At 64.2% G+C, this 20188-nt stretch carries 19 protein-coding genes; 15 read left to right on the top strand and 4 right to left on the bottom strand.

From position 1 onward, the window contains the following. Nucleotides 1-130: 130 nt before the first annotated feature. Nucleotides 131-1123, bottom strand: a complete 993-nt coding sequence (locus BLQ92_RS24030) for an IS5 family transposase (protein WP_090687235.1) — start codon at nucleotides 1121-1123, stop codon at nucleotides 131-133. Nucleotides 1124-1266: 143 nt separating this feature from the next. On the opposite strand from BLQ92_RS24030, the gene BLQ92_RS24035 reads away from it, so the two are divergent. The 3 genes from BLQ92_RS24035 (at nucleotide 1267) to BLQ92_RS24045 (ending at nucleotide 4528) form a co-directional block, all read left to right on the top strand. After that, nucleotides 1267-2484 (top strand): acyl-CoA dehydrogenase family protein, encoded by a 1218-nt coding sequence (locus BLQ92_RS24035; RefSeq protein WP_090687238.1) that lies wholly within the window; start codon nucleotides 1267-1269, stop codon nucleotides 2482-2484. A 514-nt stretch (nucleotides 2485-2998) separates the two neighbouring features. Continuing rightward, entirely contained in the window at nucleotides 2999-3556 is a 558-nt protein-coding gene (locus BLQ92_RS24040) for a hypothetical protein (protein ID WP_090687240.1), read from the top strand. 18 nt (nucleotides 3557-3574) lie between these two features. Beyond that, nucleotides 3575-4528 carry a patatin-like phospholipase family protein gene (locus tag BLQ92_RS24045; protein ID WP_090687242.1) on the top strand — a complete coding sequence of 318 codons (954 nt, stop codon included), beginning with the start codon at nucleotides 3575-3577 and terminating at the stop codon, nucleotides 4526-4528. Here the strand turns inward: BLQ92_RS24045 and BLQ92_RS24050 are convergent. Next, entirely contained in the window at nucleotides 4514-5134 is a 621-nt protein-coding gene (locus BLQ92_RS24050) for a class I SAM-dependent methyltransferase (RefSeq protein WP_090687244.1), read from the bottom strand. The two genes, BLQ92_RS24045 and BLQ92_RS24050, sit on opposite strands and share 15 nt — an antisense overlap. A 377-nt stretch (nucleotides 5135-5511) precedes the next feature. On the opposite strand from BLQ92_RS24050, the gene BLQ92_RS24055 reads away from it, so the two are divergent. The 10 genes from BLQ92_RS24055 to astE all read left to right on the top strand — a co-directional run bounded on the left by BLQ92_RS24055 (nucleotide 5512) and on the right by astE (nucleotide 16255). After that, the gene (locus BLQ92_RS24055) at nucleotides 5512-6201 is read left to right on the top strand and encodes an ABC transporter permease (RefSeq protein WP_090687819.1); all 690 of its coding nucleotides are present in this window, start codon (nucleotides 5512-5514) and stop codon (nucleotides 6199-6201) included. Nucleotides 6202-6208: 7 nt separating this feature from the next. Beyond that, nucleotides 6209-6922 carry an ABC transporter permease gene (locus tag BLQ92_RS24060; protein WP_090687815.1) on the top strand — a complete coding sequence of 238 codons (714 nt, stop codon included), beginning with the start codon at nucleotides 6209-6211 and terminating at the stop codon, nucleotides 6920-6922. Between the two features lie 87 nt (nucleotides 6923-7009). After that, a complete protein-coding gene (locus BLQ92_RS24065; protein ID WP_090687246.1) occupies nucleotides 7010-7801 on the top strand; it encodes an ABC transporter ATP-binding protein in 792 nt (263 codons plus the stop codon). 25 nt (nucleotides 7802-7826) lie between these two features. After that, nucleotides 7827-8879, top strand: a complete 1053-nt coding sequence (locus BLQ92_RS24070; protein ID WP_090687248.1) for a GlxA family transcriptional regulator — start codon at nucleotides 7827-7829, stop codon at nucleotides 8877-8879. A gap of 144 nt (nucleotides 8880-9023) precedes the next feature. Then, complete coding sequence (locus BLQ92_RS24075; protein ID WP_090687249.1) at nucleotides 9024-10259, top strand: aspartate aminotransferase family protein; 1236 nt, start codon at nucleotides 9024-9026, stop codon at nucleotides 10257-10259. Between the two features lie 45 nt (nucleotides 10260-10304). Continuing rightward, on the top strand, nucleotides 10305-11369 hold the full coding sequence (gene aruF, locus BLQ92_RS24080; protein WP_090687252.1) for an arginine/ornithine succinyltransferase subunit alpha: 1065 nt from the start codon (nucleotides 10305-10307) through the stop codon (nucleotides 11367-11369). Then, entirely contained in the window at nucleotides 11366-12406 is a 1041-nt protein-coding gene (gene astA / locus BLQ92_RS24085) for an arginine N-succinyltransferase (protein ID WP_090687254.1), read from the top strand. The genes aruF and astA overlap by 4 nt, the downstream gene beginning before the upstream one ends. 2 nt (nucleotides 12407-12408) lie before the next feature. Then, the gene (astD, locus tag BLQ92_RS24090) at nucleotides 12409-13872 is read left to right on the top strand and encodes a succinylglutamate-semialdehyde dehydrogenase (protein WP_090687257.1); all 1464 of its coding nucleotides are present in this window, start codon (nucleotides 12409-12411) and stop codon (nucleotides 13870-13872) included. A 9-nt stretch (nucleotides 13873-13881) separates the two neighbouring features. Further along, nucleotides 13882-15222, top strand: coding sequence for an N-succinylarginine dihydrolase (gene astB / locus BLQ92_RS24095; protein WP_090687260.1), 1341 nt, complete (start codon nucleotides 13882-13884; stop codon nucleotides 15220-15222). Between the two features lie 7 nt (nucleotides 15223-15229). Next, nucleotides 15230-16255, top strand: a complete 1026-nt coding sequence (astE, locus tag BLQ92_RS24100; RefSeq protein WP_090687263.1) for a succinylglutamate desuccinylase — start codon at nucleotides 15230-15232, stop codon at nucleotides 16253-16255. Nucleotides 16256-16365: 110 nt separating this feature from the next. On the opposite strand, the gene BLQ92_RS40460 is transcribed toward astE, so the two are convergent. Beyond that, entirely contained in the window at nucleotides 16366-16719 is a 354-nt protein-coding gene (locus tag BLQ92_RS40460) for a hypothetical protein (protein WP_218133049.1), read from the bottom strand. 21 nt (nucleotides 16720-16740) lie between these two features. On the opposite strand from BLQ92_RS40460, the gene BLQ92_RS24105 reads away from it, so the two are divergent. Next, nucleotides 16741-17535 carry an ABC transporter substrate-binding protein gene (locus tag BLQ92_RS24105; protein WP_090687822.1) on the top strand — a complete coding sequence of 265 codons (795 nt, stop codon included), beginning with the start codon at nucleotides 16741-16743 and terminating at the stop codon, nucleotides 17533-17535. Nucleotides 17536-17728: 193 nt separating this feature from the next. Here BLQ92_RS24105 and BLQ92_RS24110 read toward each other — a convergent pair whose 3' ends face one another. Next, nucleotides 17729-18466, bottom strand: coding sequence for an acetoacetate decarboxylase (locus BLQ92_RS24110; RefSeq protein WP_090687265.1), 738 nt, complete (start codon nucleotides 18464-18466; stop codon nucleotides 17729-17731). Nucleotides 18467-18739: 273 nt separating this feature from the next. On the opposite strand from BLQ92_RS24110, the gene BLQ92_RS24115 reads away from it, so the two are divergent. Further along, the gene (locus BLQ92_RS24115) at nucleotides 18740-20161 is read left to right on the top strand and encodes an EAL and HDOD domain-containing protein (RefSeq protein ID WP_090687268.1); all 1422 of its coding nucleotides are present in this window, start codon (nucleotides 18740-18742) and stop codon (nucleotides 20159-20161) included. The last annotated feature ends 27 nt before the right edge of the window (nucleotides 20162-20188 follow it).

Here is a 20188-nt window from a genome sequence, read left to right on the forward strand (position 1 = left end):
GGAAACGCTGATTAATGTGTTGCCCGTTCGGCTTGCAGATGAAGCGGCGCCGAACTTTCCGGCTAACGAATCAAATCGGCGCTCATTTCGGTGAATTTGGCTCGTGCACGAGCCTCTGTGCTCGCATTTTTCACACGCATGGCGGACTGCTCCCATGAACCGATCGCAACAGATTTCGCGCAATCACCAGATTCGCCAGAGCGAACAGGCTGAACAGTTGCGCCGTGTTCTTGGCCAAGCCCTTGTATCGGGTCTTGCGATGGTGAAAGAGGTTCTTGACGATATGGAACGGATGCTCGACCCGCGAACGGATCTGCGCCTTGGTTCGTTCGACCGCCACCACCAACTCCTTCAGCGGGCCTTCCTGCATCGCTTTGATCTTTCCGCGCTTGACCGCGACGTGCCACTTCACGGTCTTGCCCTTCATTTCATCGCGCTTGTCTACGCCAATGTAGCCCGCGTCGGCGAACGCCTGCCCTTCATGCCCGTGCAGCAGGGCATGCGCTTGCGACACATCCGACACGTTGGCCGCCGTGCCGACCACACTGTGGATCAGGCCAGAATCGGCGTCGACTCCAATGTGGGCCTTCATGCCAAAGTGCCATTGGTTACCTTTCTTGGCCTGATGCATCTCAGGGTCGCGGCTCTTCGCGGCGTTCTTGGTCGACGGCGGCGCTTCGATGATCGTCGCATCAACCAGCGTGCCTTCCTTCATCAGCAGTCCTCGCTCACACAGCGAGATGCCAATCTCGTCGAACAGCTTCTGTGTCAATTCGTGTTCGATCAGCAGGCGCCGGAACTTCAACAGCGTGGTCGCATCCGGCACGTTCTCGACCGCCAGATCGATGCCGGCGAAGGCGCGCAACGCGATGCTGTCATACAGCGCGTCTTCCAGTCCTTCGTCCGACAGCCCGTACCACTGTTGCAGGAAGTAGATCCGCAACATTCGCTCCAGGCCAATCGGCGGACGGCCTCGCGTGCCCTTCGGGTAATGCGGCTCGATTGCCGACAGCAAGCGCTCCCACGGCACGATCTTCTCCATCTCGGCCAGGAAGCGTTGGCGCCTCGTCACGCGCTTCTTGCCTGCAATTTCCGCTTCCGCGAAGCCGATCTGCCTCTTCATCGTCGTGGGTCCGTTTCGTGAGCTGCCTTCTATAACGTCCTCGGCTACCTCAGCGATGACCGCCGAGCTTCATTAATCAGCGTTTCCCTAGACCGGCCTGAGAGCATGACCAAGGCCACTGCATGGCGCACCCCGGAGCTTCGATGAACGCCCCTGATTTCGATGCCGGCCGCGCGCACGCTGCGGCGCGGCGCCATCCACCGCTCGATAGCGACGCGTTCGGCGCCTTGCTCGCGCAACTGAGCGCCGAGTTTGCGGAGAGCGCTGCCGACTACGACCGCAGCGGCGACTTTCCGCACGGCAATCTGGCGCGGCTGCATGAGTACGATCTGCTGTCGCTGACCGTGCCCGCCGAACTGGGCGGCGCCGGCGCGAGCCTGCCGCAGGCATTGCAGGTGGTGCGTGCGGTGGCGCGTGGCGAGCCGTCGACCGCGCTGGTGCTGGTCATGCAGTACCTGTTTCACCATCGTCTGCAGGGCAACCCGCGCTGGCCACAGGCGCTGCGCGAACGGGTCGCGCGGGAGGCGGTGCGCGACGGCGCGCTGATCAATTCGCTACGCGTCGAACCCGAACTCGGCTCGCCGGCGCGCGGCGGATTGCCGGCTACGCTTGCCACACGCAGCGGTGACGGCTGGCTGATCAACGGCAGCAAGATATATTCGACCGGCAGCCCCGGTCTGACCTGGCTCGCGGTGTGGGCGCGCAGCGACGAGACGCCGCCGCGGGTCGGGGTCTGGCTGGTGCCGCGCGACACACCTGGCGTGCGGGTCGGCACGCCATGGAACCATCTCGGCATGCGCGCGACCGGCAGCCATGAAATCGTCTTCGATAACGTCCTGGTGCCAGCCGAACATGCAGTCGACGTGCAGCTTCCTGGCGAGCCGGGCGCGGGGCTCGACGCGCTTGGCGTGGCGTGGATGAGCGTGTTGCTGTCGGCGGTTTATGACGGCGTGGCGCGCGCGGCCCGCGACTGGTTCGCGGAGTGGGCCGCGCAGCGCGCGCCCGCCAATCTCGACGCGCCGCTCGCGAGCCTTGGCTCGTTTCAGCAAACGCTCGGCCGTATCGATGCGCTGCTGTTCAGCAATCGCGTGCTGCTCGACGCGACCGCACACGCAGAGCGGGTTGCGCTCGAGGAGGCGCCGCTCGTCAAATACACGGTCACCAATCAGGCGATCGAAGCGGTGCAACTGGCCGTGGAGGCGAGCGGCAATCCGGGCCTGAGCCGCGATAACCCGCTCGAGCGTCACTACCGCGACGTGCTGTGCGCGCGCATCCATACGCCGCAAAACGATTCGGTGCTGCAGGCCGCGGGGCGGGCGGGATTCGCGGGGGCAGGCCTGCGGGCCACCAGCAGCGTGTAATCCTCAGCCAATTCGGTGTAAACGCTGGCTCGCCTAATCCATGCAATGCGTCTAAATTATCGCCACCTGGGCAAAATAGTCGAGGGACCAGACGGCCGTGTGCAGCGGTCTGTCACGGGCGAAAGCGTAGGGTCAGCGGCGAACTGCGGCTGATTGCTTCGTCCGGAGCCGGACCGCTGCGTGTCGTCTCTTCTCGTTTTGCGGCATGTGTCCAACGCGGTTTCATGCGGGTTTGCAAGTGTCGGCCCGAGTTGTTGCCACAGCGCAGAAGTACCTTTCGATTTCACCGTAGCTTCCCCCCAGCAGCACCAACGGCGCATTGCACTGCGCCGTTCTCGTTTGTGCTGTCCGCTCCCGTTCGACCCGAACCGCTCCAGTCCGGTCCGATCCGCTCGTATCCCCAGTCGATTCCATGCCCCATGCATGCCTCGCGGACCGTCCCGCTGCGCGTGGGTGCGCGGTTTGCTATGCTGTCACCCAACCTTCACAGAGCGACTGCCTCCTCATCCGACAGATGGCTTCGAGCTTCAGACTGCTTACCGCCGCCGTGCTGGCCGCCTCACTCGCGCTGGCTGGGTGCGACGACCAACAGGGCCAACGTGCTGTGCAAAAACTCAAGGCGTTCTTCAATGCCGTCAAACCTGACGCGCTGCTGCTGAAAGACCTCACACCGGGCATCACCACGGAAGCGCAGGTGCGCGAGCAGATGGGCGAGCCGGAAACCGAACGCACCTTCACCGACGGTTCGAAGCGCCTCGAATACCCGCGCGGCCCGCAAGGGCTGAACACCTACATGGTCGACATCGACCGCGATGGCAAGCTGCAGTCCATCACCCAGGTGCTGACCGCCGCCAATTTCGCCAAGGTCCAGCCGGGCATGAGCGAAGACGAGGTACGGCGGCTGCTCGGCAAGCCGGGCCAGGTCGCCGTCTATCCGCTCAAGCCGGAAACCGTCTGGAGCTGGAAGTGGCGCGAAGGCGGGGTGACCGAAGAGGGTTTCTTCAACGTGCACTTCGACCAGTTCCACAAGGTGTACACGACCTCGCGTTCCGACGTAATACGCGGACGATAGGGCGATAAGGAGAACACGATGCTGCGGCGACGTCCTTCATGCATTGGTCTCGTGCTCGGCGGTGGCGCCGCACGGGGTTGGGCGCATATCGGCGCGATCCGTGCGCTGCACGATGCCGGCATCAAGCCGGACGTCGTGTGCGGCACCTCGATCGGCGCGCTGGTTGCGGCGGTCTATGCGAACGGCGATCTCGACTGGCTCGAAGAATGGGTCTCGCGTCTGACCTGGCAGACGGTGGTGCGCCTGCTCGACCTGCGCATCTCGGGCGGCCTGCTGGGCGGGCGCAAGGTGATCCAGGTGTTCGCCAACCAGTTCAACGGCTGCGAGATCAGCGAATTGCAGATGCCCTTCGGGGCGGTCGCCACCGAACTCGATTCGGGCCGCGAAACCTGGCTGCAGGACGGCAGCGTGGTGGATGCGGTGCGGGCGTCGATTGCGATTCCGGGCATCTTTACGCCGGTGTGGCACAACGGCGTGTGGCTCGTGGATGGCGGCCTGAGCAATCCGGTGCCGGTGTCGGTGGCGCGCGGCATGCGGGCCGATTGTGTGATCGCCGTGGACCTCAACAACGACATTCTCAACGGCCGCGACTTCGGCGGCATCACCGCGGCGGCCACGCTGGAACCCGACGCGGATGCGCCGCCGCCCGGGTCACTGCGCAAGAACGGCAAGCCGTGGCCGCGCTGGCTCGCGCCTGCGGAAGGCAGCGAGCCGAACGACGTGCGGGTCGCCCCGGCGCCGAGCGCACGGGTGCCTTCGATGCTGAGCTCGGTCGCGCAGAGCATCGACATCATGCAGGTGCGCATTACCCGCAGCCGTCTGGCGGGGGAGCCGGCCGACATCCTGATTCAGCCGCGTCTGGGCGGCATGGGGATTTTCGATTTCCACCGCGCGGCGCCCGCCATCGAGGAAGGGCGCGCGGCGGTCGAGCATATGTTGCCGGCGATTCGCGCCCGGCTAGGAATCGATTGAGCCGCGCGTATTCTTCGACGCGATCAGCCGGCAAATCCGCTTGCCGGAACTCTCGCTCGTCACGTCTTCGAAGAGCATGATCGAACAGCCGATGAGCGCGTCCACCACGAGCTTCGGTTCGAAGGCGGCGTAGAGCCGCCCATCGGGCTGGCGCTGGTCCGTGCCTTCCGTGACACGCCACGATAGATACAGCACGCCGTTGGGCCGCAGAATGCGCTGCAGGCTATCGACGGCGAACGGAATCGATTCGGCCGGCAAATGCATGATGACCGTCTCGCAGACCACGTTGTCGAAGCTCTCGTCGATCTCCGCGAGCGCCGGCAGCGTGGCTTCGCGAAACTCGATGTGCGGATAGAGACGGCGCGCTTCGCTAAGCAGGCCCGGCGAGGCATCGAAGCCGCACACCCGGTAGTCGTGCTCGGCCAGCCACGCCGCGTCGCGACCGTTGCCGCAACCGATCTCCGCAGTCTTGCCTTGCGGCAGCAGATGCGTTTCGAGCAGCGCGTAGAGGTCGTTGGGCGGCGGCTGGTCGAGCCATTCCTGGCTGTAGCGGGAGGCGTTCTTCGAATAGACGTCGAGCGTGGTGGCATCGAAACGGGAGCTCATGCGCGTGGTCCTGGGGCAAGGTTTGGCGATTCGGATCACCGAAGTGTAGCGGGTTAGCCCTGGTTGTGACGCCAGGATGCGCCAAAGGGCGCGCCGCGCCGTCTATCGAAAAAGCGACCCGAAACTTGCTAAATCGCGGCGGGCAAGGTCGCCCGGCGGGCTGCTTACAAACACATATCACCCGCTAAAACAGGCGTCTCGCGCCGTCATTAGACCGATTCATTCAATGCTGCGTTGCAGCACGAGACCGCCCGCCTGTTTGAGCAAATCATTTTCGCTTGCGAGTATCCGCGCCATGCCGAATGGCTCGCGACGGCCACGCCACACCAAGCCGCGACGCGAGGCCTGATTCCCTGGAAACCTGGATGGAGACAAACGTGTTCCTTTACGGCTTTGGTCCGGTGCTGCTCGCCGGTACGATCCAGACGATCGAGTTGTCGGTCCTGTCGCTCGCCGCCGCGGTCCTGCTCGGGCTGGCCGGTGCAGCGGCGAAGCTTTCCTTCAACCGCCCGCTGCGCATGCTCGGCACGGGCTATACGACGCTGATCCGCTCGGTGCCCGACCTGGTCCTGATGCTGCTGCTGTTCTACAGCATCCAGATCGCGGTCAACAACCTGACCGACGCGCTCGGTCTGCCGCAGTTCGACATTGACCCGTTCGTGGCCGGTGTGATCACGCTCGGCTTCATCTACGGCGCTTACTTCACCGAAACCTTTCGGGGCGCCTTCCTCGCGGTGCCGCGCGGCCAGCTCGAAGCGGGCGCGGCCTACGGCATGAGCGGGGCGCGCGTGTTCACCCGCATCCTGTTTCCGCAGATGATGCGTTTCGCGCTGCCGGGCATCGGCAACAACTGGCAGGTGCTGGTGAAGGCGACCGCGCTGGTGTCGATCATCGGTCTCGCCGATGTCGTCAAGGCGGCCCAGGATGCCGGTAAGAGCACCTTCAACATGTTTTTCTTCATCCTCGTCGCGGCGCTCATCTACCTTGCCATCACCACGGTGTCGAACCTCGTGCTGATCTGGCTGGAAAAGCGTTATTCGATTGGCGTGCGGCACGCGGAGCTTTGAGCAGATCATGATCGAGATCCTTTCCCAATTCGGCCGCGCGTTCCTCTACTGGGACGGTCAGCGTCTCTCCGGCCTTGCGGTCACCTTGTGGCTGCTGGTGGCGTCGATCGGCATCGGCTTTGTGTGTGCGATTCCGCTGGCGGTGGCGCGAGTGTCGAAGAAGCGCTGGCTGTCGCTGCCGGTGCGCTTCTACACCTATGTGTTTCGCGGCACGCCCCTGTACGTACAATTGCTGCTGATCTACACGGGCATGTACAGCCTCGAGTTCGTGCGCTCGCACGATCTGCTCAATGCGTTCTTCCGCAGCGGTTTCCATTGCGCTATTCTCGCGTTCGCGTTGAATACCTGTGCCTATACGACCGAGATCTTCGCCGGGGCGATCCGTTCGACCTCGCACGGGGAAGTGGAAGCGGCGCGGGCCTACGGCATGAGCTGGTTCACCATGTACCGCCGCATCGTGCTGCCGTCGGCGCTGCGCCGGGCCTTGCCGCTGTACAGCAACGAAGTGATCCTGATGCTGCACGCCACGACCGTGGCGTTCACCGCCACCGTGCCGGACATCCTGAAGGTGGCGCGCGACGCCAATTCGGCCACCTACGACTCGTTCAGCGCCTTCGGAATCGCAGCGCTGATCTATCTTGCGGTATCGTTCGCGCTGGTGGCCCTGTTCCGGCGCGCCGAGCGGCACTGGCTGGCGTATCTGGCCGTGCGGCCGCATTGAGCGGCGCGGTTTTGCTGCGGTTCATCCCGTCATCGCTGTCATATGATGGATCTGTAGACGGATCTGTATTCACCTTGGGAGAGCGACTTGCTCCACACGACTCAAACTGAAGCCTGCAAGCTCGCCGTGCAGGACATCCATAAGCGCTATGGCGATAACGAAGTGCTCAAGGGCGTGTCGTTGAACGCCAACAAGGGCGACGTGATCAGCATCATCGGCGCGAGCGGGTCGGGCAAGAGCACGTTCCTGCGCTGCATCAACTTCCTCGAGCGGCCGAACGCCGGGCAGATCGTCGTCGACGGCGAGACGGTCCGTACCAAGGCCGATCGCGCCGGCAATCTCGAAGTGGCCGATCACAAGCAGTTGCAGCGCATCCGCACGAAGCTCGCGATGGTGTTCCAGCACTTCAACTTGTGGGCGCACATGAATGTGCTGGAAAACATCATCGAGGCGCCGATTCACGTGCTCGGGCTGTCGCGCCGCGAAGCCGAAGAGCGTGCCCGCGAGTATCTGGAGAAGGTGGGTCTCGCGCCGCGTCTGGAAAAGCAGTATCCGTCGCATCTGTCGGGCGGCCAGCAGCAGCGCGTGGCGATTGCCCGCGCGCTGGCGATGAACCCCGATGTGATGCTGTTCGACGAACCGACCTCGGCGCTCGACCCGGAACTGGTGGGCGAAGTGCTGAAGGTCATGCAGAAGCTCGCCGAAGAAGGCCGCACCATGATCGTCGTCACGCACGAAATGGGTTTTGCGCGCAACGTCTCGAATCATGTGATGTTCCTGCATCAGGGGCGCACCGAGGAAGAGGGCGTGCCCGCCGAGGTGCTCAGCGCGCCGCGCAGCGAACGCCTGAAGCAGTTCCTCTCCGGCAGCCTCAAGTAACGCGCCCCCGCGCTGCACCCCGCTGATGGCCCGACCGTCCAGCCCGACCCGCACCACGCAGGTGGCAATCGTTGCATTGCCGCCGGTGTCGATGTCGGGCGTCGGGCCGATTGTCGATGCGCTCAATCTCGCCAACGAGATCGACGGCCGTGCGTTGTACCGCTGGCAGGTGTGTTCATGGGATGGCCGGCCGGTGCCGCTTTCGGGCGGCGCGCAATGGCCGGCGGATGCGGCGTTCGGTGACGCCATCTCGTGCGACTGGCTGATCATCGTCAGCGAACGGTTCCAGCAGTTTGCCGATTACCGGCTGTTTCTTGCCAGTCTCTCGCGGGTTGGACAGCGCACACCGCTCGTTACCGGCATTCACCATGGCGTATGGTGGCTCGCGATGGCGGGGCAATTGTCCGGCTACCGCGTAAGCGTCAACTGGGAAACCTATCAGCAGTTCTCCGAGCAGTTCGAACGCTCGATCGTCACCCAGCAGATCTTCGAAATCGACCGCGATCGCGCCACCTGCGCGGGCGGCCAGGCGACCGTCGACTTCATGCTGGCGATGATCGCGCGTGACCATGGCCCTGAACTCGCCGACCGCATTGCCGATACGCTCGGCGTCGGGGTTTTGCGGGCGGGCGAGGAGCGCCAGAGGATTCCGTTCGTCACGGCCCCCGGCGAGCGTCATCCGCGCCTGAACGACGCGCTGCTGCTGATGGAAGCGAATATCGAAGATCCGCTCACCAGCGATGAAATTGCGGGCTTGGTCGGCGTGTCGCGCCGGCAACTGGAGCGGCTGTTTCGCCAGTATCTCGGCTCGATGCCGTCCAAATACTACCTGGGGCTGCGCCTGTCGAAAGCGCGCACGCAGTTGCAGCGCACCAGCAAATCCGTGGTGCAGATCAGCCTGGCCTGCGGGTTTTCGTCGGCGGCGCACTTTTCGAACGCGTATCGTGAGCGTTTCGGCGTGACGCCGCGCGAAGACCGCCGCAACTGGATCGAAAAACAGACCGGCGCGACCGGCACGGCGGCCAGCGAGCCGCGCCCGGCTGCGCTGATCGAGCGTCCCGATGACACGGAGCGCTAGCCGCCCGCGGCCACCCATTTGGCCCATCACGGCAGCAAGCAAGGGCAACAAGCCCGATAGAACGCGTCGCGTATGCGCAAGACGTTTCCGCCGCGGTTTCCTAAACTAGGGGCTATTACCTGTTACCTGTAACGAGGATTTGCCATGAACGACCTGAACGTGAACCGCCAGACCTTCGACGAAGTGATGGTGCCGGTGTTCTCGCCCGCTGCCTTCGTGCCGGACCGCGGTCTCGGGTCGCGCGTCTGGGATACGCAGGGCCGCGACTATGTCGACTTCGCCGGCGGCATCGCCGTCACGGCGCTCGGACACGGCCACCCGGAACTGCTGAAGGTGCTGAGCGAGCAGGGCAGCAAGCTCTGGCACATTGGTAACGGTTACACCAACGAGCCGGTGCTGCGTCTGGCCAGGCGCCTCGAAGCGCTGACCTTCGCCGACCGCGCGTTTTTCGCCAATTCCGGCGCGGAAGCCAACGAAGCCGCGCTGAAACTCGCACGCCGCGTCGCCTTCGAGCGTCATGGCGCCGACAAGTACGAAATCATCTCGTTCACGCAGTCGTTCCATGGCCGTACGTTCTTTACCGTGAGCGTCGGTGGCCAGCCGAAGTACTCGGAAGGCTTCGGCCCGGTGCCGGAAGGCATCATCCACCTGCCGTACAACGATATCGAAGCCGCCCGCAAGGCGATCGGCGCGAAGACGTGCGCGGTGATCGTCGAGCCGATCCAGGGCGAAGGCGGCGTGATCCCCGCGGATCCGGCCTTCCTGAAGGCGCTGCGCGAAGCCTGCGATCAGCACGGCGCACTGCTGATTTTTGACGAGGTACAAACGGGTGTCGGCCGCAGCGGCTATTTCTACGCGTACCAGGATACGGGCGTGACGCCGGACATCCTGACCACCGCGAAGGCGCTCGGCAACGGTTTCCCGATTGGCGCGATGCTGACCACCAACGAGCTGGCTGCGCACTTCAAGGTGGGCGTGCACGGCACGACCTACGGCGGCAACCCGCTCGGCGCCGCGATTGCGGAGAAGGTGGTCGAGCTGATCAGCGATCCGAAGCTGCTCGAAGGCGTGCGCATGCGCAGCGAAGCGCTGAAGGGGCAACTGGCGAAGCTTAACGAGCGCTTTGGCTTGTTCAAGGAAGTGCGCGGCAAGGGGCTGTTGATCGGTGCGGAACTGACCGATGCTTTCAAGGGCCGTGCGAAAGATTTCGTCACGGCGGCGGGCCAGCATGGCGTGATCATGCTGATGGCGGGCCCGGACGTGCTGCGCTTCGTGCCGTCGCTGATCATGCCGCTCGACGACATGTACGAAGGCTTCGTGCGTCTCGCGAAGGCGATCGAAGAAGTGATCGGCGCGACCGCTGAAGCCCCGGCTCGTTAATCTCGCCTCACACTTATCTAGCCAAACTTAGCCACTGGAACGACGATGCTCTTCGTACGCCCCGGCCGCCTCGCCGATCTCGATGCGCTCGAACACATGGCACGCACGGCTCAACCCGTGCTGCACTCGCTGCCGCATGACCGCCGTGCGCTCGAAGCGCGCGTCGCGCTGTCGGAAGACTCGTTCCGCGCGGAAGTCGATTTTCCGGGCGAGGAGTTTTACCTGTTCGTGCTTGAAGACAGCGAGACCGGCAAGCTGCTGGGCACGGCGAGCATCGTCGCGGCGGCCGGTTACTCCGAACCGTTCTACGCGTTTCGCAACGACGCGCTGATTCATGCGTCGCGCGAACTGCATGTGAATCGCAAGATTCACGCGCTGACGATGTCGCACGAGTTGACCGGCAAGAGCCGGTTGGCCGGTTTCTATATCGACCCGTCGCTGCGTGGCGATGCTGCCGCGCATCTGATGTCGCGTGCACGGATGATGTATATCGCCGCCAACCGCAAGCGCTTCACGTCGGAAGTGTTCTCGCTGCTGCTTGGCGTGACCGACGATCAGGGCGTGTCGCCGTTCTGGGAAGCAGTGGGGCGCAAGTTTTTCGGCCGCAACTTTGCCGACATTGAAATCGAATCGGGTGGCCGCAGCCGCACCTTTATCGCTGAGGTGATGCCGAGCTATCCGGTCTATGTGCCGCTGCTGCCGGAATCGGCGCAACGCGTCCTGGGCGAGCCGGACGAGAAGGCCTTGCTGGCGTATGAGATTCACCTCGAAGAAGGCTTCGAGACGGACCGCTTCGTCGATATCTTCGACGCGGGTCCGGTGCTGACCGCACAGGTCGATCGCAGCGCCTGCGTCACGCGAAACGAAACGCGTGCCGTGCGCGAGGCTGCCGCGGGCGAGCAGGGCGCCACGTATCTGATCGCCAGCAACCGTGCGGGCGACTTCCGCTGCGTGCTGGCCGATCTGCCCGGCGAGAAGAAGCTAGGCGCGCCGCTGCCGCAAGCGGTGCGCACAGCGCTCGGCGTGCAGGACGGCGATGCGGTGCGTTGCGTGCCGCTGCATCAGCAGACAGAAGAACAGCCGGATGAACTTTCGGGAGAAGCACAATGATCGTCGTTCGCGTCGTGCAGACGGGCGATGTGGACGCGCTCGTCGCGCTCGCTCAGGAGACCGGTCCCGGTCTCACCACCTTCAAGCCGGACCGCGACGCGCTCGCGGCGCGCATTGCGCGTTCGCGCCGCACGATGGAAGACAAGGCCGCGCCGCATGAGGCCGGTTACTTCTTCGTGATGGAAGACACGGCTACGGGTGATGTGGCCGGCGTATGCGGCATCGAAACTTCGGTGGGCCTGGAACAGCCGTTCTACAACTACCGCGTGAGCACGGTGGTGCATGCGAGTCAGGATCTCGGCATCTGGACGCGCATGCGTGCGCTCAATATCTCGCACGACCTGACCGGTTATGCCGAAGTGTGCTCGCTATTCCTCAGCCCGCGTTACCGCACAAGCGGCGTGGGTGGCCTGCTGTCGCGCTCGCGCTTCATGTTTCTCGCGCAGTTCCGCGAGCGCTTTCCGCAGCGTCTGTGCGCGGAGTTGCGCGGCCACTTCGACGAGAACGGCACCTCGCCGTTCTGGCGCGCGGTGGGCTCGCATTTCTACCAGATCGATTTCAATGCTGCGGACTATCTGAGCTCGCATGGCCGCAAGGCGTTTCTGGCCGAGCTGATGCCGCGCTATCCGGTGTATGTCGAACTGTTGCCGCAGGAGGCGCAGGATTGCGTTGGTCTCACGCATAACGACACGATTCCGGCGCGCCGCATGCTCGAATCCGAAGGGCTGCGTTATGAGAACCACGTCGATATTTTCGATGCGGGTCCGGTGCTCGAATGCCATATCGCCGACTTGCGCACGGTGCGCGAGAGCGTGGTGGTGCCGGTCGAAATCGCAGCGCCGGGCGCTGGGTCCGCGCCGCAGGATAGGCCGAAGTCGCTGGTATCGAACACTTCGCTGGGCGATTTCCGCGTCGGCGCAGCAGCAGGCGTGCCGCAGGACGGCGTGTTCCGTTTGACGGCAGAAGAAGCCGCGGCACTCGACGTGAAGGCAGGCGACCTGGTACGGGTGCTGCCGCTGAAACACAAACAAGGATGATCATGACCGAGCTTTTCATCGACGGCGAATGGGCCGCCGGCACAGGACACGTTTTCGCTTCGCGTAACCCCGGAACGGGCGCGACAGTATGGGAAGGCCATAGCGCCTCGGCCGGCGATGTAGACCGCGCCGTGCGCAGCGCACGCCGTGCCTTTGCGACGTGGTCGGCGTTGAGCCTCGATGAGCGCTGCGCCATCGTGCGCCGTTTCGCTGCCTTGCTGACTGAGCGCAAGGAAGCGCTGGCCGAAGCGATTGGCCGCGAGACGGGCAAGCCGCTGTGGGAGGCGCGCACTGAGGTTGCCTCGATGGCGGCCAAGATCGAGATCTCGATTCAGGCCTACAACGAGCGCACCGGCGAAAAGCGCGCGGCGATGGCCGACGGCACCGCGGTGTTGCGGCATCGTCCGCATGGCGTGGTCGCGGTGTTCGGGCCGTATAACTTCCCGGGCCATTTGCCGAACGGGCATATCGTGCCGGCGCTGATCGCCGGCAACGCGGTGGTGTTCAAGCCGTCCGAACTGGCGCCGGGTGTCGCCCATGCGACCGTCGAAGTGTGGCGCGAAGCCGGCTTGCCGGCCGGCGTGCTGAACCTCGTGCAAGGCGAGAAGGACACCGGCATTGCGCTGGCGAATCATCGCCAGATCGACGGCCTGTTCTTCACCGGCAGCTCGGATACGGGCACGCTGCTGCACAAGCAGTTCGGCGGCCGTCCGGAGATCGTGCTGGCGCTGGAGATGGGCGGCAACAATCCGCTCGTGATCGGCCCGGTGGCGGATCTCGACGCAGCGGTGCATCACACGATTCAATCGGCGTTCCTCTCGGCAGGGCAGCGCTGCACCTGCGCGCGACGCATCTTTGTGCCGAACGACGCTTTCGGTGACCGCTTTATCGAACGTCTCGTCGATGTGACCTCACGTATCGCGGTGGGTGAGTACAACGCCGAGCCGCAGCCTTTCATGGGCGCGGTGATCTCGGCGCGCGCCGCAAAGCGCCTGGTCGATGCACAAACGCATCTGCTCGACGCCGGCGCCAAGTCCCTGCTGACGATGGAGCAGCGCGACCCGCAACTGGGCTTCGTCACGCCGGCGATTCTCGACGTAACCGGCGTGCAGGATCTGCCGGACGAAGAGCACTTCGGTCCGCTCGCGCAGATCGTCCGCTATGCGAGCTTCGACGAAGCGATCGAACGCGCCAACGACACGGAATTCGGTTTGTCCGCCGGGCTGCTGGCCGACGACGAAACCCTGTGGACGCATTTCCAGCGCACGATTCGCGCCGGGATCGTCAACTGGAACCGGCCGACCAACGGTGCGTCGTCCGCGGCGCCGTTCGGCGGCACAGGACGCTCGGGCAACAACCGCCCGAGCGCGTATTACGCAGCCGACTACTGTGCCTACCCGATGGCCTCCGTCGAAAGCGCGCAACTGCAAATGCCCGCGAGCGTGTCGCCGGGCCTTCATTTCTGAGGATCGACGATGCAAGCCACTGAAGCCAATTTCGACGGGCTCGTCGGCCCGACGCACAACTACGCCGGGCTGTCGTTCGGCAACGTCGCGTCGCAGAACAACGAGAAGTCCGTCGCCAATCCGAAGGCCGCTGCCAAGCAGGGCCTGCGCAAGATGAAGCAATTGGCCGAGCTCGGCTTTCATCAAGGCGTGTTGCCGCCGCAGGAGCGGCCGTCGATGCGCCTGTTGCGCGAACTCGGCTTTTCCGGCGACGACGCGACGGTGATCGCGCGCGTCGCGAAGGACGCGCCCGAGTTGCTGGCCGCCGCGAGTTCGGCATCGGCGATGTGGACCGCGAATGCCGCTACCGTGAGCCCGTCTGCGGACACCCACGACGGCCGCGTGCATTTCACGCCGGCCAATCTGTGCAGCAAGCTGCACCGCGCCATCGAACACGAATCGACGCGCCGCACGCTGCAGGCGATCTTCTCGGACCACGACCGTTTCGCGGTGCATGAAGCGCTGCCCGGCACGCCGGCGCTCGGCGACGAAGGCGCGGCGAATCACACGCGTTTCTGCGCGGAATACGGCGCACGGGGCGTGGAATTCTTCGTCTACGGTCGCAGCGAATATCGCCGCGGGCCGGAGCCGAAGCGCTTTCCGGCGCGCCAGACCTTCGAAGCGAGCCGTGCGGTTGCGCATAAGCATGGTCTGGCCGAAGCCGCCACCGTCTACGCACAGCAGAACCCCGACGTGATCGACGCGGGTGTGTTCCATAACGACGTGATCGCGGTCGGCAATCGCAATACGCTGTTCTGCCACGAACTCGCGTTCGTCGAGCAGAAAGCGGTGTACGACGATCTGCGCGCCAAGCTCGGTAAGCTCGATGCGAAGTTCGACGTGATCGAAGTGCCGGACGCGCAGGTGAGCGTATCGGACGCCGTGACCTCGTATCTGTTCAACAGCCAGTTGCTGACGCGCCCGGACGGCAAGCAGGTGCTGGTGGTGCCGCAGGAATGCCGCGAGAACGAGCGTGTGGCTGCTTATCTGGATGGACTGACTTCGCGCAGCGGCCCGATCGACGATGTGCTGGTGTTCGACCTGCGCGAGAGCATGAAGAACGGCGGCGGCCCCGCTTGCCTGCGTCTGCGGGTGGTGTTGAGCGAGGCTGAACGCGCCGCGGTTACGCCTGGCGTGTGGATCAACGACGCGCTGTTTGGGCGTCTCGATGCGTGGATCGAAAAGCACTATCGCGATCGTCTCGCCCCGGCTGACCTGACCGATCCGAGCCTGCTGCGCGAATCGCGCACGGCGCTCGACGAATTGACGCAGATTCTCGGTCTGGGTTCGCTGTATGACTTCCAGCGCTGAGCCGCGCATGAGCGACGCACTGCTGGGCGATTTTCTTGGCTATACGCTGAAGGGTTCGCGCCTGGCGGCGGGCGAGGCGCAGGGTGTGTGCGCCAATGGTGTGCGCTGGACATGGCTAGACGTTGGCATCCTGCAACTCGAACCCGCTGCGGCTTCGGCTGCACGCAGCGTGCTTGCCTCGGCGGGCGTGCATGGCGATGAAACCGCGCCGATCGAATTGCTGTCGATGCTGGTGCGCGATATCGCGCAAGGGCGGGCAGCGCTTGCGTGCCGCCTGCTGGTGATACTCGGCAACGTCGACGCCATGCGCGCCGGCCGCCGTTATCTCGACGACGACCTGAACCGCCTCTTCAGCGGCCGGCATGCTCAGGTGCCGCATAGCCACGAAGCGCCGCGCGCCGCTGCGTTGGAAAACGCGGCGACGCAGTTCTTCGCGGGCGCCTCGTCTGCGCCAGGGGCACGCTGGCACGTCGACATGCATACGGCGATCCGCGCGTCGGTCTTCGAGCAGTTCGCGTTGCTGCCGCATACCGGTGCGCCGCTCTCGCGTGCGATGTTCGAATGGCTGCGCGATGCGACGATTTCCGCCGTGCTGCTGCATACGACCAAGGGCACCACGTACTCGCATTTCACCGCGCAGGCGTGCGGCGCCGAGGCTTGTACGCTTGAACTCGGCAAAGTGCAGCCGTTCGGCCAGAACGACCTGGCGCGTTTCGCCGGCGCGGACAAGGCGCTGCGGCATCTGCTGGCGGGTGTCGAAGGCGATACCGGCGCAGCGCTGCCGCGCGTGTTCACCGTGATCGACCAGATCACGAAGCAAAGCGATGCGTTTGAACTGCTGGTTGCGGCGGACGTGCCGAACTTCACGCCGTTCGAACAGGACACGCTGCTGGCGCGCGATGGCGATTACCGCTATACGGTGCGTCATGCGCAAGAGCGCATTGTGTTTCCGAATCCCAAGGTGAAGCCGGGCTTGCGTGCTGGCTTGCTGGTGGTGGAGACGACGCAGGAGACGCTAGCCGCGCTCGGCTGAGCGAATCAATCGGGTGTGCAGCGCGCAGCGGAAGGCCTGCTGCGTTTTCACCTCCCAATATGCAGCGGTTCGAGTTCAAGGCGGTGAGCGCAGAAGTGCTCGCCGCTTTTTCATGAGCGCTCGGATAATCTGCTTCTGCGGCAACGTTGTACAGTACTGCGAATAATATCGCGCTGGGCGTTCTTTGCGTTGACGCACCCGCCAATAACACAACATTCGATGTGAAAAGCACGCTCGCATCCACCGAATGCTTGCCTGTCTGCGACACGAAGTTGCAAGTTCGCTCGCGGCATTTGCTGCAGCCAGCCAGGCGCCCGCTGCGCCGCGCCCACAGCCACGGCCGGCTCACCCTGTACAATCTCGCCCTCGCGGCTGGTGCGCTGCAGCATGCCGGCCGCGTGAGTTTGATGCGTATTTTTGGCGCCGCAATCATGCAGCGCAGCTTCAAGCTCTGTTTGATCCATACCAGTAGAGGAAGACTCCGAATGAAAATGAATTGGCGAAACATGGCCGCGCTTGCAGTGTTCGCGTCGGCAACCGCAGCAGCAGGCAGCGCGTCGGCAGCCGACATCAAGGAAATCCGCTTTGGCGTCGAAGCGTCGTATGCTCCGTTCGAATCGAAGTCGCCGGCGGGCGACCTGCAGGGTTTCGACATCGATATCGGCAATGCGGTGTGCGCCAAGCTGAAGGCGAAGTGCGTATGGGTCGAGAACTCGTTCGACGGCCTGATCCCGGCACTGCAAGCGCGCAAGTTCAACGCGATCAACTCGGATATGACGATTACCGAGCAACGCCGCGAAGCAATCGACTTCACGGATCCGATCTACACCATCCCCAACCAGATGATTGCGAAGAAGGGTAGCGGCCTGCTGCCGACCGCCGCATCGCTGAAGGGCAAGCACGTCGGCGTGCTGCAGGGCACGATCCAGGAGACCTACGCGAAGGCCGTGTGGGCGCCGGCTGGCGTCGATGTCGTGCCGTATCAGACGCAGGACCAGATCTACGCTGACCTGTCGTCGGGCCGCCTCGACGCGGCGTTCCAGGACGCTGAAGCGGCATCGAAGGGCTTCCTGACCCGTCCGCAAGGCGCGGGCTTCGAGTTCGCCGGTCCGGCTGTCAGCGACGCGAAGCTGCTGGGCGGCGGCGTGGGCTTCGGCATCCGCAAGGGTGACAAGCAACTGAAGGACGCGCTCAACCAGGCGCTCAAGGAACTGAAGGCAGACGGCACGATCGACCGCTTTGCGGCCAAGTACTTCGACGTGAAGGTTGTGCTGAAGTAAGCGGAACAAGCATGCGTGTTGCATGAGGTATGACGCATGCAACACGCATGCAACACGCAGCTTCGCAGTAAGACAATCGGCCGCAGATGCGGCCGATTGCTTTTGGATGCCGTGATAGACGAGTCCCCGCCAACAGCACAACAGCCGCGCGCGCGGCCGTCGTTGCTGATGCAGTGGACAGCGGCGGCCTGGACTACTTCAAGTAGTCGAACGCCACTTCGCCGAGACCGAGCGTCAGATCCGCCAGCAAATGGCGCGCTTCGACAATCTCCAGCACCGGCAATTCGGCGACCGGCGCGAGCGCGTGCGGCGACAGTTGCAGCGAAGCGGGGCCGGTCCATGCGCCCTTGAGGTCGATATCCTGCAGGTAGTAGCGCACCAGTTCGCAGACCCGCGCCGAGCCGTCGACGTGCGGCACGACCTTTAGCAGGAAGTTCGGCGCTTCGAGGCGCTTCTTCTGCTGCGCCAGATCCAACTGCCGATGCTTGTAGCCCATCGTGCCGGTCGCGATGCGCACCGGACCGTAATCGAGCGTGCCGACCAGCGTGTCGGTGTGCACTTCGAGCACCGGCTTGGCCAGCTTCTTCGGAAACCCCCACAGTTCGCGGCCGCCCGCAATCGGCGGATGGTCGTCGAGATACATCGCCAGCGTGTAGCTACCGGCCACGCCGTTATAGGACACCGGAATCACCTGGCCGCTTTCGGTGTAGTCGCCGAAGCCGGTCGAGTCCGGCATGCGGATGAACTCGTAGTGCACGAGCGGCTCGCCGACTTCCAGGGGTTCGGGCACCACGGCGCGCAGCTTGGCCGGATCGGTGCGGTAGGTGATGATCAGAAATTCCCGGTTGATGAACCGGTAGGGGCCGATCGGGAACGCCGGGCTCGTGATCGGCATGGCGAAGGCATTGGACAGCACGCTTTTGACGTCCATGGTTTTCCTTGGTGGTTAAACGCGGGTTGGAACGCTTCTGCACTGCACAAGAGTATCGTCGATTCGCCGCCGGCTCGCAGCGTCGAATTGAGAATTGAATATTTTTGTAAATTGGCGGCTTGTCACGCCCGAGCCCTGCGGCCTGCGCTAAAATTGTCAAACGCCGCAAAGCGGCGTCATGCGGTGCTCTCAGCCCGATTTCGGGCCTGATCGCACGCCATGTCAGAACCAGAAAACAGCAGGAAGCGCCAGGGCGCTTATCGGGGGAGTGGAATGACCAGCATCGAAGGCGGCGATCCGAACCGGGCCAGCGGGGAATCTGACCGGAACGACGACGCATCACTCAAAGCCTGTTTTGCCCGCCAGCCGATTCTCAATCGCGACGGTATGCTATGCGGCTTTGAACTCAAGCTTCATTGTGTCAACGAAGCGCCGGCCGAGGCGGCCGCGCCTGCCGCCAGCGGCGGCTCTCCTGCGGGGCATGCAGCTCGCGAGGCAGCCCATGCGGCAGCGGACGCGCAGGGCGACCGCGCGCTTGCACAGCCTGTCCCAACTTTCACGCAGTCCGTCGTCACGGCGCTGCTGCAGCCGAGCGTGCGCGGCGCGCTGGCCGGGCACCCCGGTTATCTGGATATTAGCCGCGAGATGCTGTTCGACGACGCGCTCGAACTCGTGCCGGCCGAACGCTTCATGTTCGAGATCCAGCCCGATATCGAAGTGGACGAGGCGCTGATTGCGCGCATCGTCGTGCTGCACGCGCGCCGCTACCGCTTCGTGCTCGATGCTGTGGTGGTGCCCAACGAAACCTTTGCACGCCTCTTGCCGTACGCCGAGGGCGTGAAGATCGATTTCCCGCACATCTCGCGCGCCCTGTTGCCGAAGCTCGCCACTGTGCTGAAGTCGGCGGGCAAGCTGTTGATCGCCGCGGGCATCGACACGCAGGAGGATTTCGATACCGCGCAGAACCTCGGCTTCGACAAGTTTCAAGGCTATTACTTCGCCCGCGCCCATACGTCGACGCTGCGGCGGGTGAGCGCGCCGCGCCATGCGTTGTTGAACCTGCTGCAGTTGCTCGCCGGCGACCCGACCGTGGCGCAGCTCGAAGCGGAGCTCAAGCTCAACCCGGTGCTGGTGATGCACCTGATGAAGCTGGCGAATTCCAGCGGTCTCGCGGTCGGCCACAAGGTGACGACGTTGCGCGAGGCGATCAACGCGACCGGCACCAACCGGATCGCCCGCTGGACCCAACTGCTGTTGTATGCGGACGGCCGCAAGGTGGCGCTGGAAGACGACCCCTTGCTGCAACTCGCCGCCACCCGCGCGCGCTTCATGGAGCTGGCGGTGCTGCGCTTGCCGGAAGCCGGTCGCGACGAGGCTGACGCGGCATTTCTGACCGGGGTGTTTTCGTTTGTGGATGCGGTGTTCGGCGGCTCGCTGGAAAACACGCTTAACGTGCTGACCTTGTCGAAGCCGATTCAGGCGGCGATTTTGCACCGCGAAGGCGTGCTGGGCTCGCTGCTGTCGGCGGTCGATGCGCTCGAGCGCGCCGCATGGGCGGAAATCGGCGCCGTCTGCGCGCGGCTTGCGCCGCTTACGGTCGGTGAAGTGGCAGAACTGGGACTGGCGGCAGCGGCGTGGGCCGGTGTGGCGGATCGCAGCGCCGAGGCGAAAGGCTTGGAGCGCATCGAGGACTAGCCTCGAGCGGCCAGTGAGGGGGCGCGC

The sequence above is a fragment of the Paraburkholderia phenazinium genome, assembly GCF_900100735.1.
Classification (GTDB): domain Bacteria; phylum Pseudomonadota; class Gammaproteobacteria; order Burkholderiales; family Burkholderiaceae; genus Paraburkholderia; species Paraburkholderia phenazinia.

Excerpts from the sequence above, each read along its gene's own strand:
- BLQ92_RS24030 (WP_090687235.1), bottom strand. The coding sequence starts at position 1,123 with ATGAAGAGGCAGATCGGCTTCGCGGAAGCGGAAATTGCAGGCAAGAAG.
- BLQ92_RS24035 (WP_090687238.1), top strand. The coding sequence starts at position 1,267 with ATGAACGCCCCTGATTTCGATGCCGGCCGCGCGCACGCTGCGGCGCGG.
- BLQ92_RS24040 (WP_090687240.1), top strand. The coding sequence starts at position 2,999 with ATGGCTTCGAGCTTCAGACTGCTTACCGCCGCCGTGCTGGCCGCCTCA.
- BLQ92_RS24045 (WP_090687242.1), top strand. The coding sequence starts at position 3,575 with ATGCTGCGGCGACGTCCTTCATGCATTGGTCTCGTGCTCGGCGGTGGC.
- BLQ92_RS24050 (WP_090687244.1), bottom strand. The coding sequence starts at position 5,134 with ATGAGCTCCCGTTTCGATGCCACCACGCTCGACGTCTATTCGAAGAAC.
- BLQ92_RS24060 (WP_090687815.1), top strand. The coding sequence starts at position 6,209 with ATGATCGAGATCCTTTCCCAATTCGGCCGCGCGTTCCTCTACTGGGAC.
- BLQ92_RS24070 (WP_090687248.1), top strand. The coding sequence starts at position 7,827 with ATGGCCCGACCGTCCAGCCCGACCCGCACCACGCAGGTGGCAATCGTT.
- BLQ92_RS24075 (WP_090687249.1), top strand. The coding sequence starts at position 9,024 with ATGAACGACCTGAACGTGAACCGCCAGACCTTCGACGAAGTGATGGTG.
- aruF (WP_090687252.1), top strand. The coding sequence starts at position 10,305 with ATGCTCTTCGTACGCCCCGGCCGCCTCGCCGATCTCGATGCGCTCGAA.
- astA (WP_090687254.1), top strand. The coding sequence starts at position 11,366 with ATGATCGTCGTTCGCGTCGTGCAGACGGGCGATGTGGACGCGCTCGTC.
- astD (WP_090687257.1), top strand. The coding sequence starts at position 12,409 with ATGACCGAGCTTTTCATCGACGGCGAATGGGCCGCCGGCACAGGACAC.
- astB (WP_090687260.1), top strand. The coding sequence starts at position 13,882 with ATGCAAGCCACTGAAGCCAATTTCGACGGGCTCGTCGGCCCGACGCAC.
- astE (WP_090687263.1), top strand. The coding sequence starts at position 15,230 with ATGAGCGACGCACTGCTGGGCGATTTTCTTGGCTATACGCTGAAGGGT.
- BLQ92_RS40460 (WP_218133049.1), bottom strand. The coding sequence starts at position 16,719 with ATGGATCAAACAGAGCTTGAAGCTGCGCTGCATGATTGCGGCGCCAAA.
- BLQ92_RS24105 (WP_090687822.1), top strand. The coding sequence starts at position 16,741 with ATGAAAATGAATTGGCGAAACATGGCCGCGCTTGCAGTGTTCGCGTCG.
- BLQ92_RS24110 (WP_090687265.1), bottom strand. The coding sequence starts at position 18,466 with ATGGACGTCAAAAGCGTGCTGTCCAATGCCTTCGCCATGCCGATCACG.
- BLQ92_RS24115 (WP_090687268.1), top strand. The coding sequence starts at position 18,740 with ATGACCAGCATCGAAGGCGGCGATCCGAACCGGGCCAGCGGGGAATCT.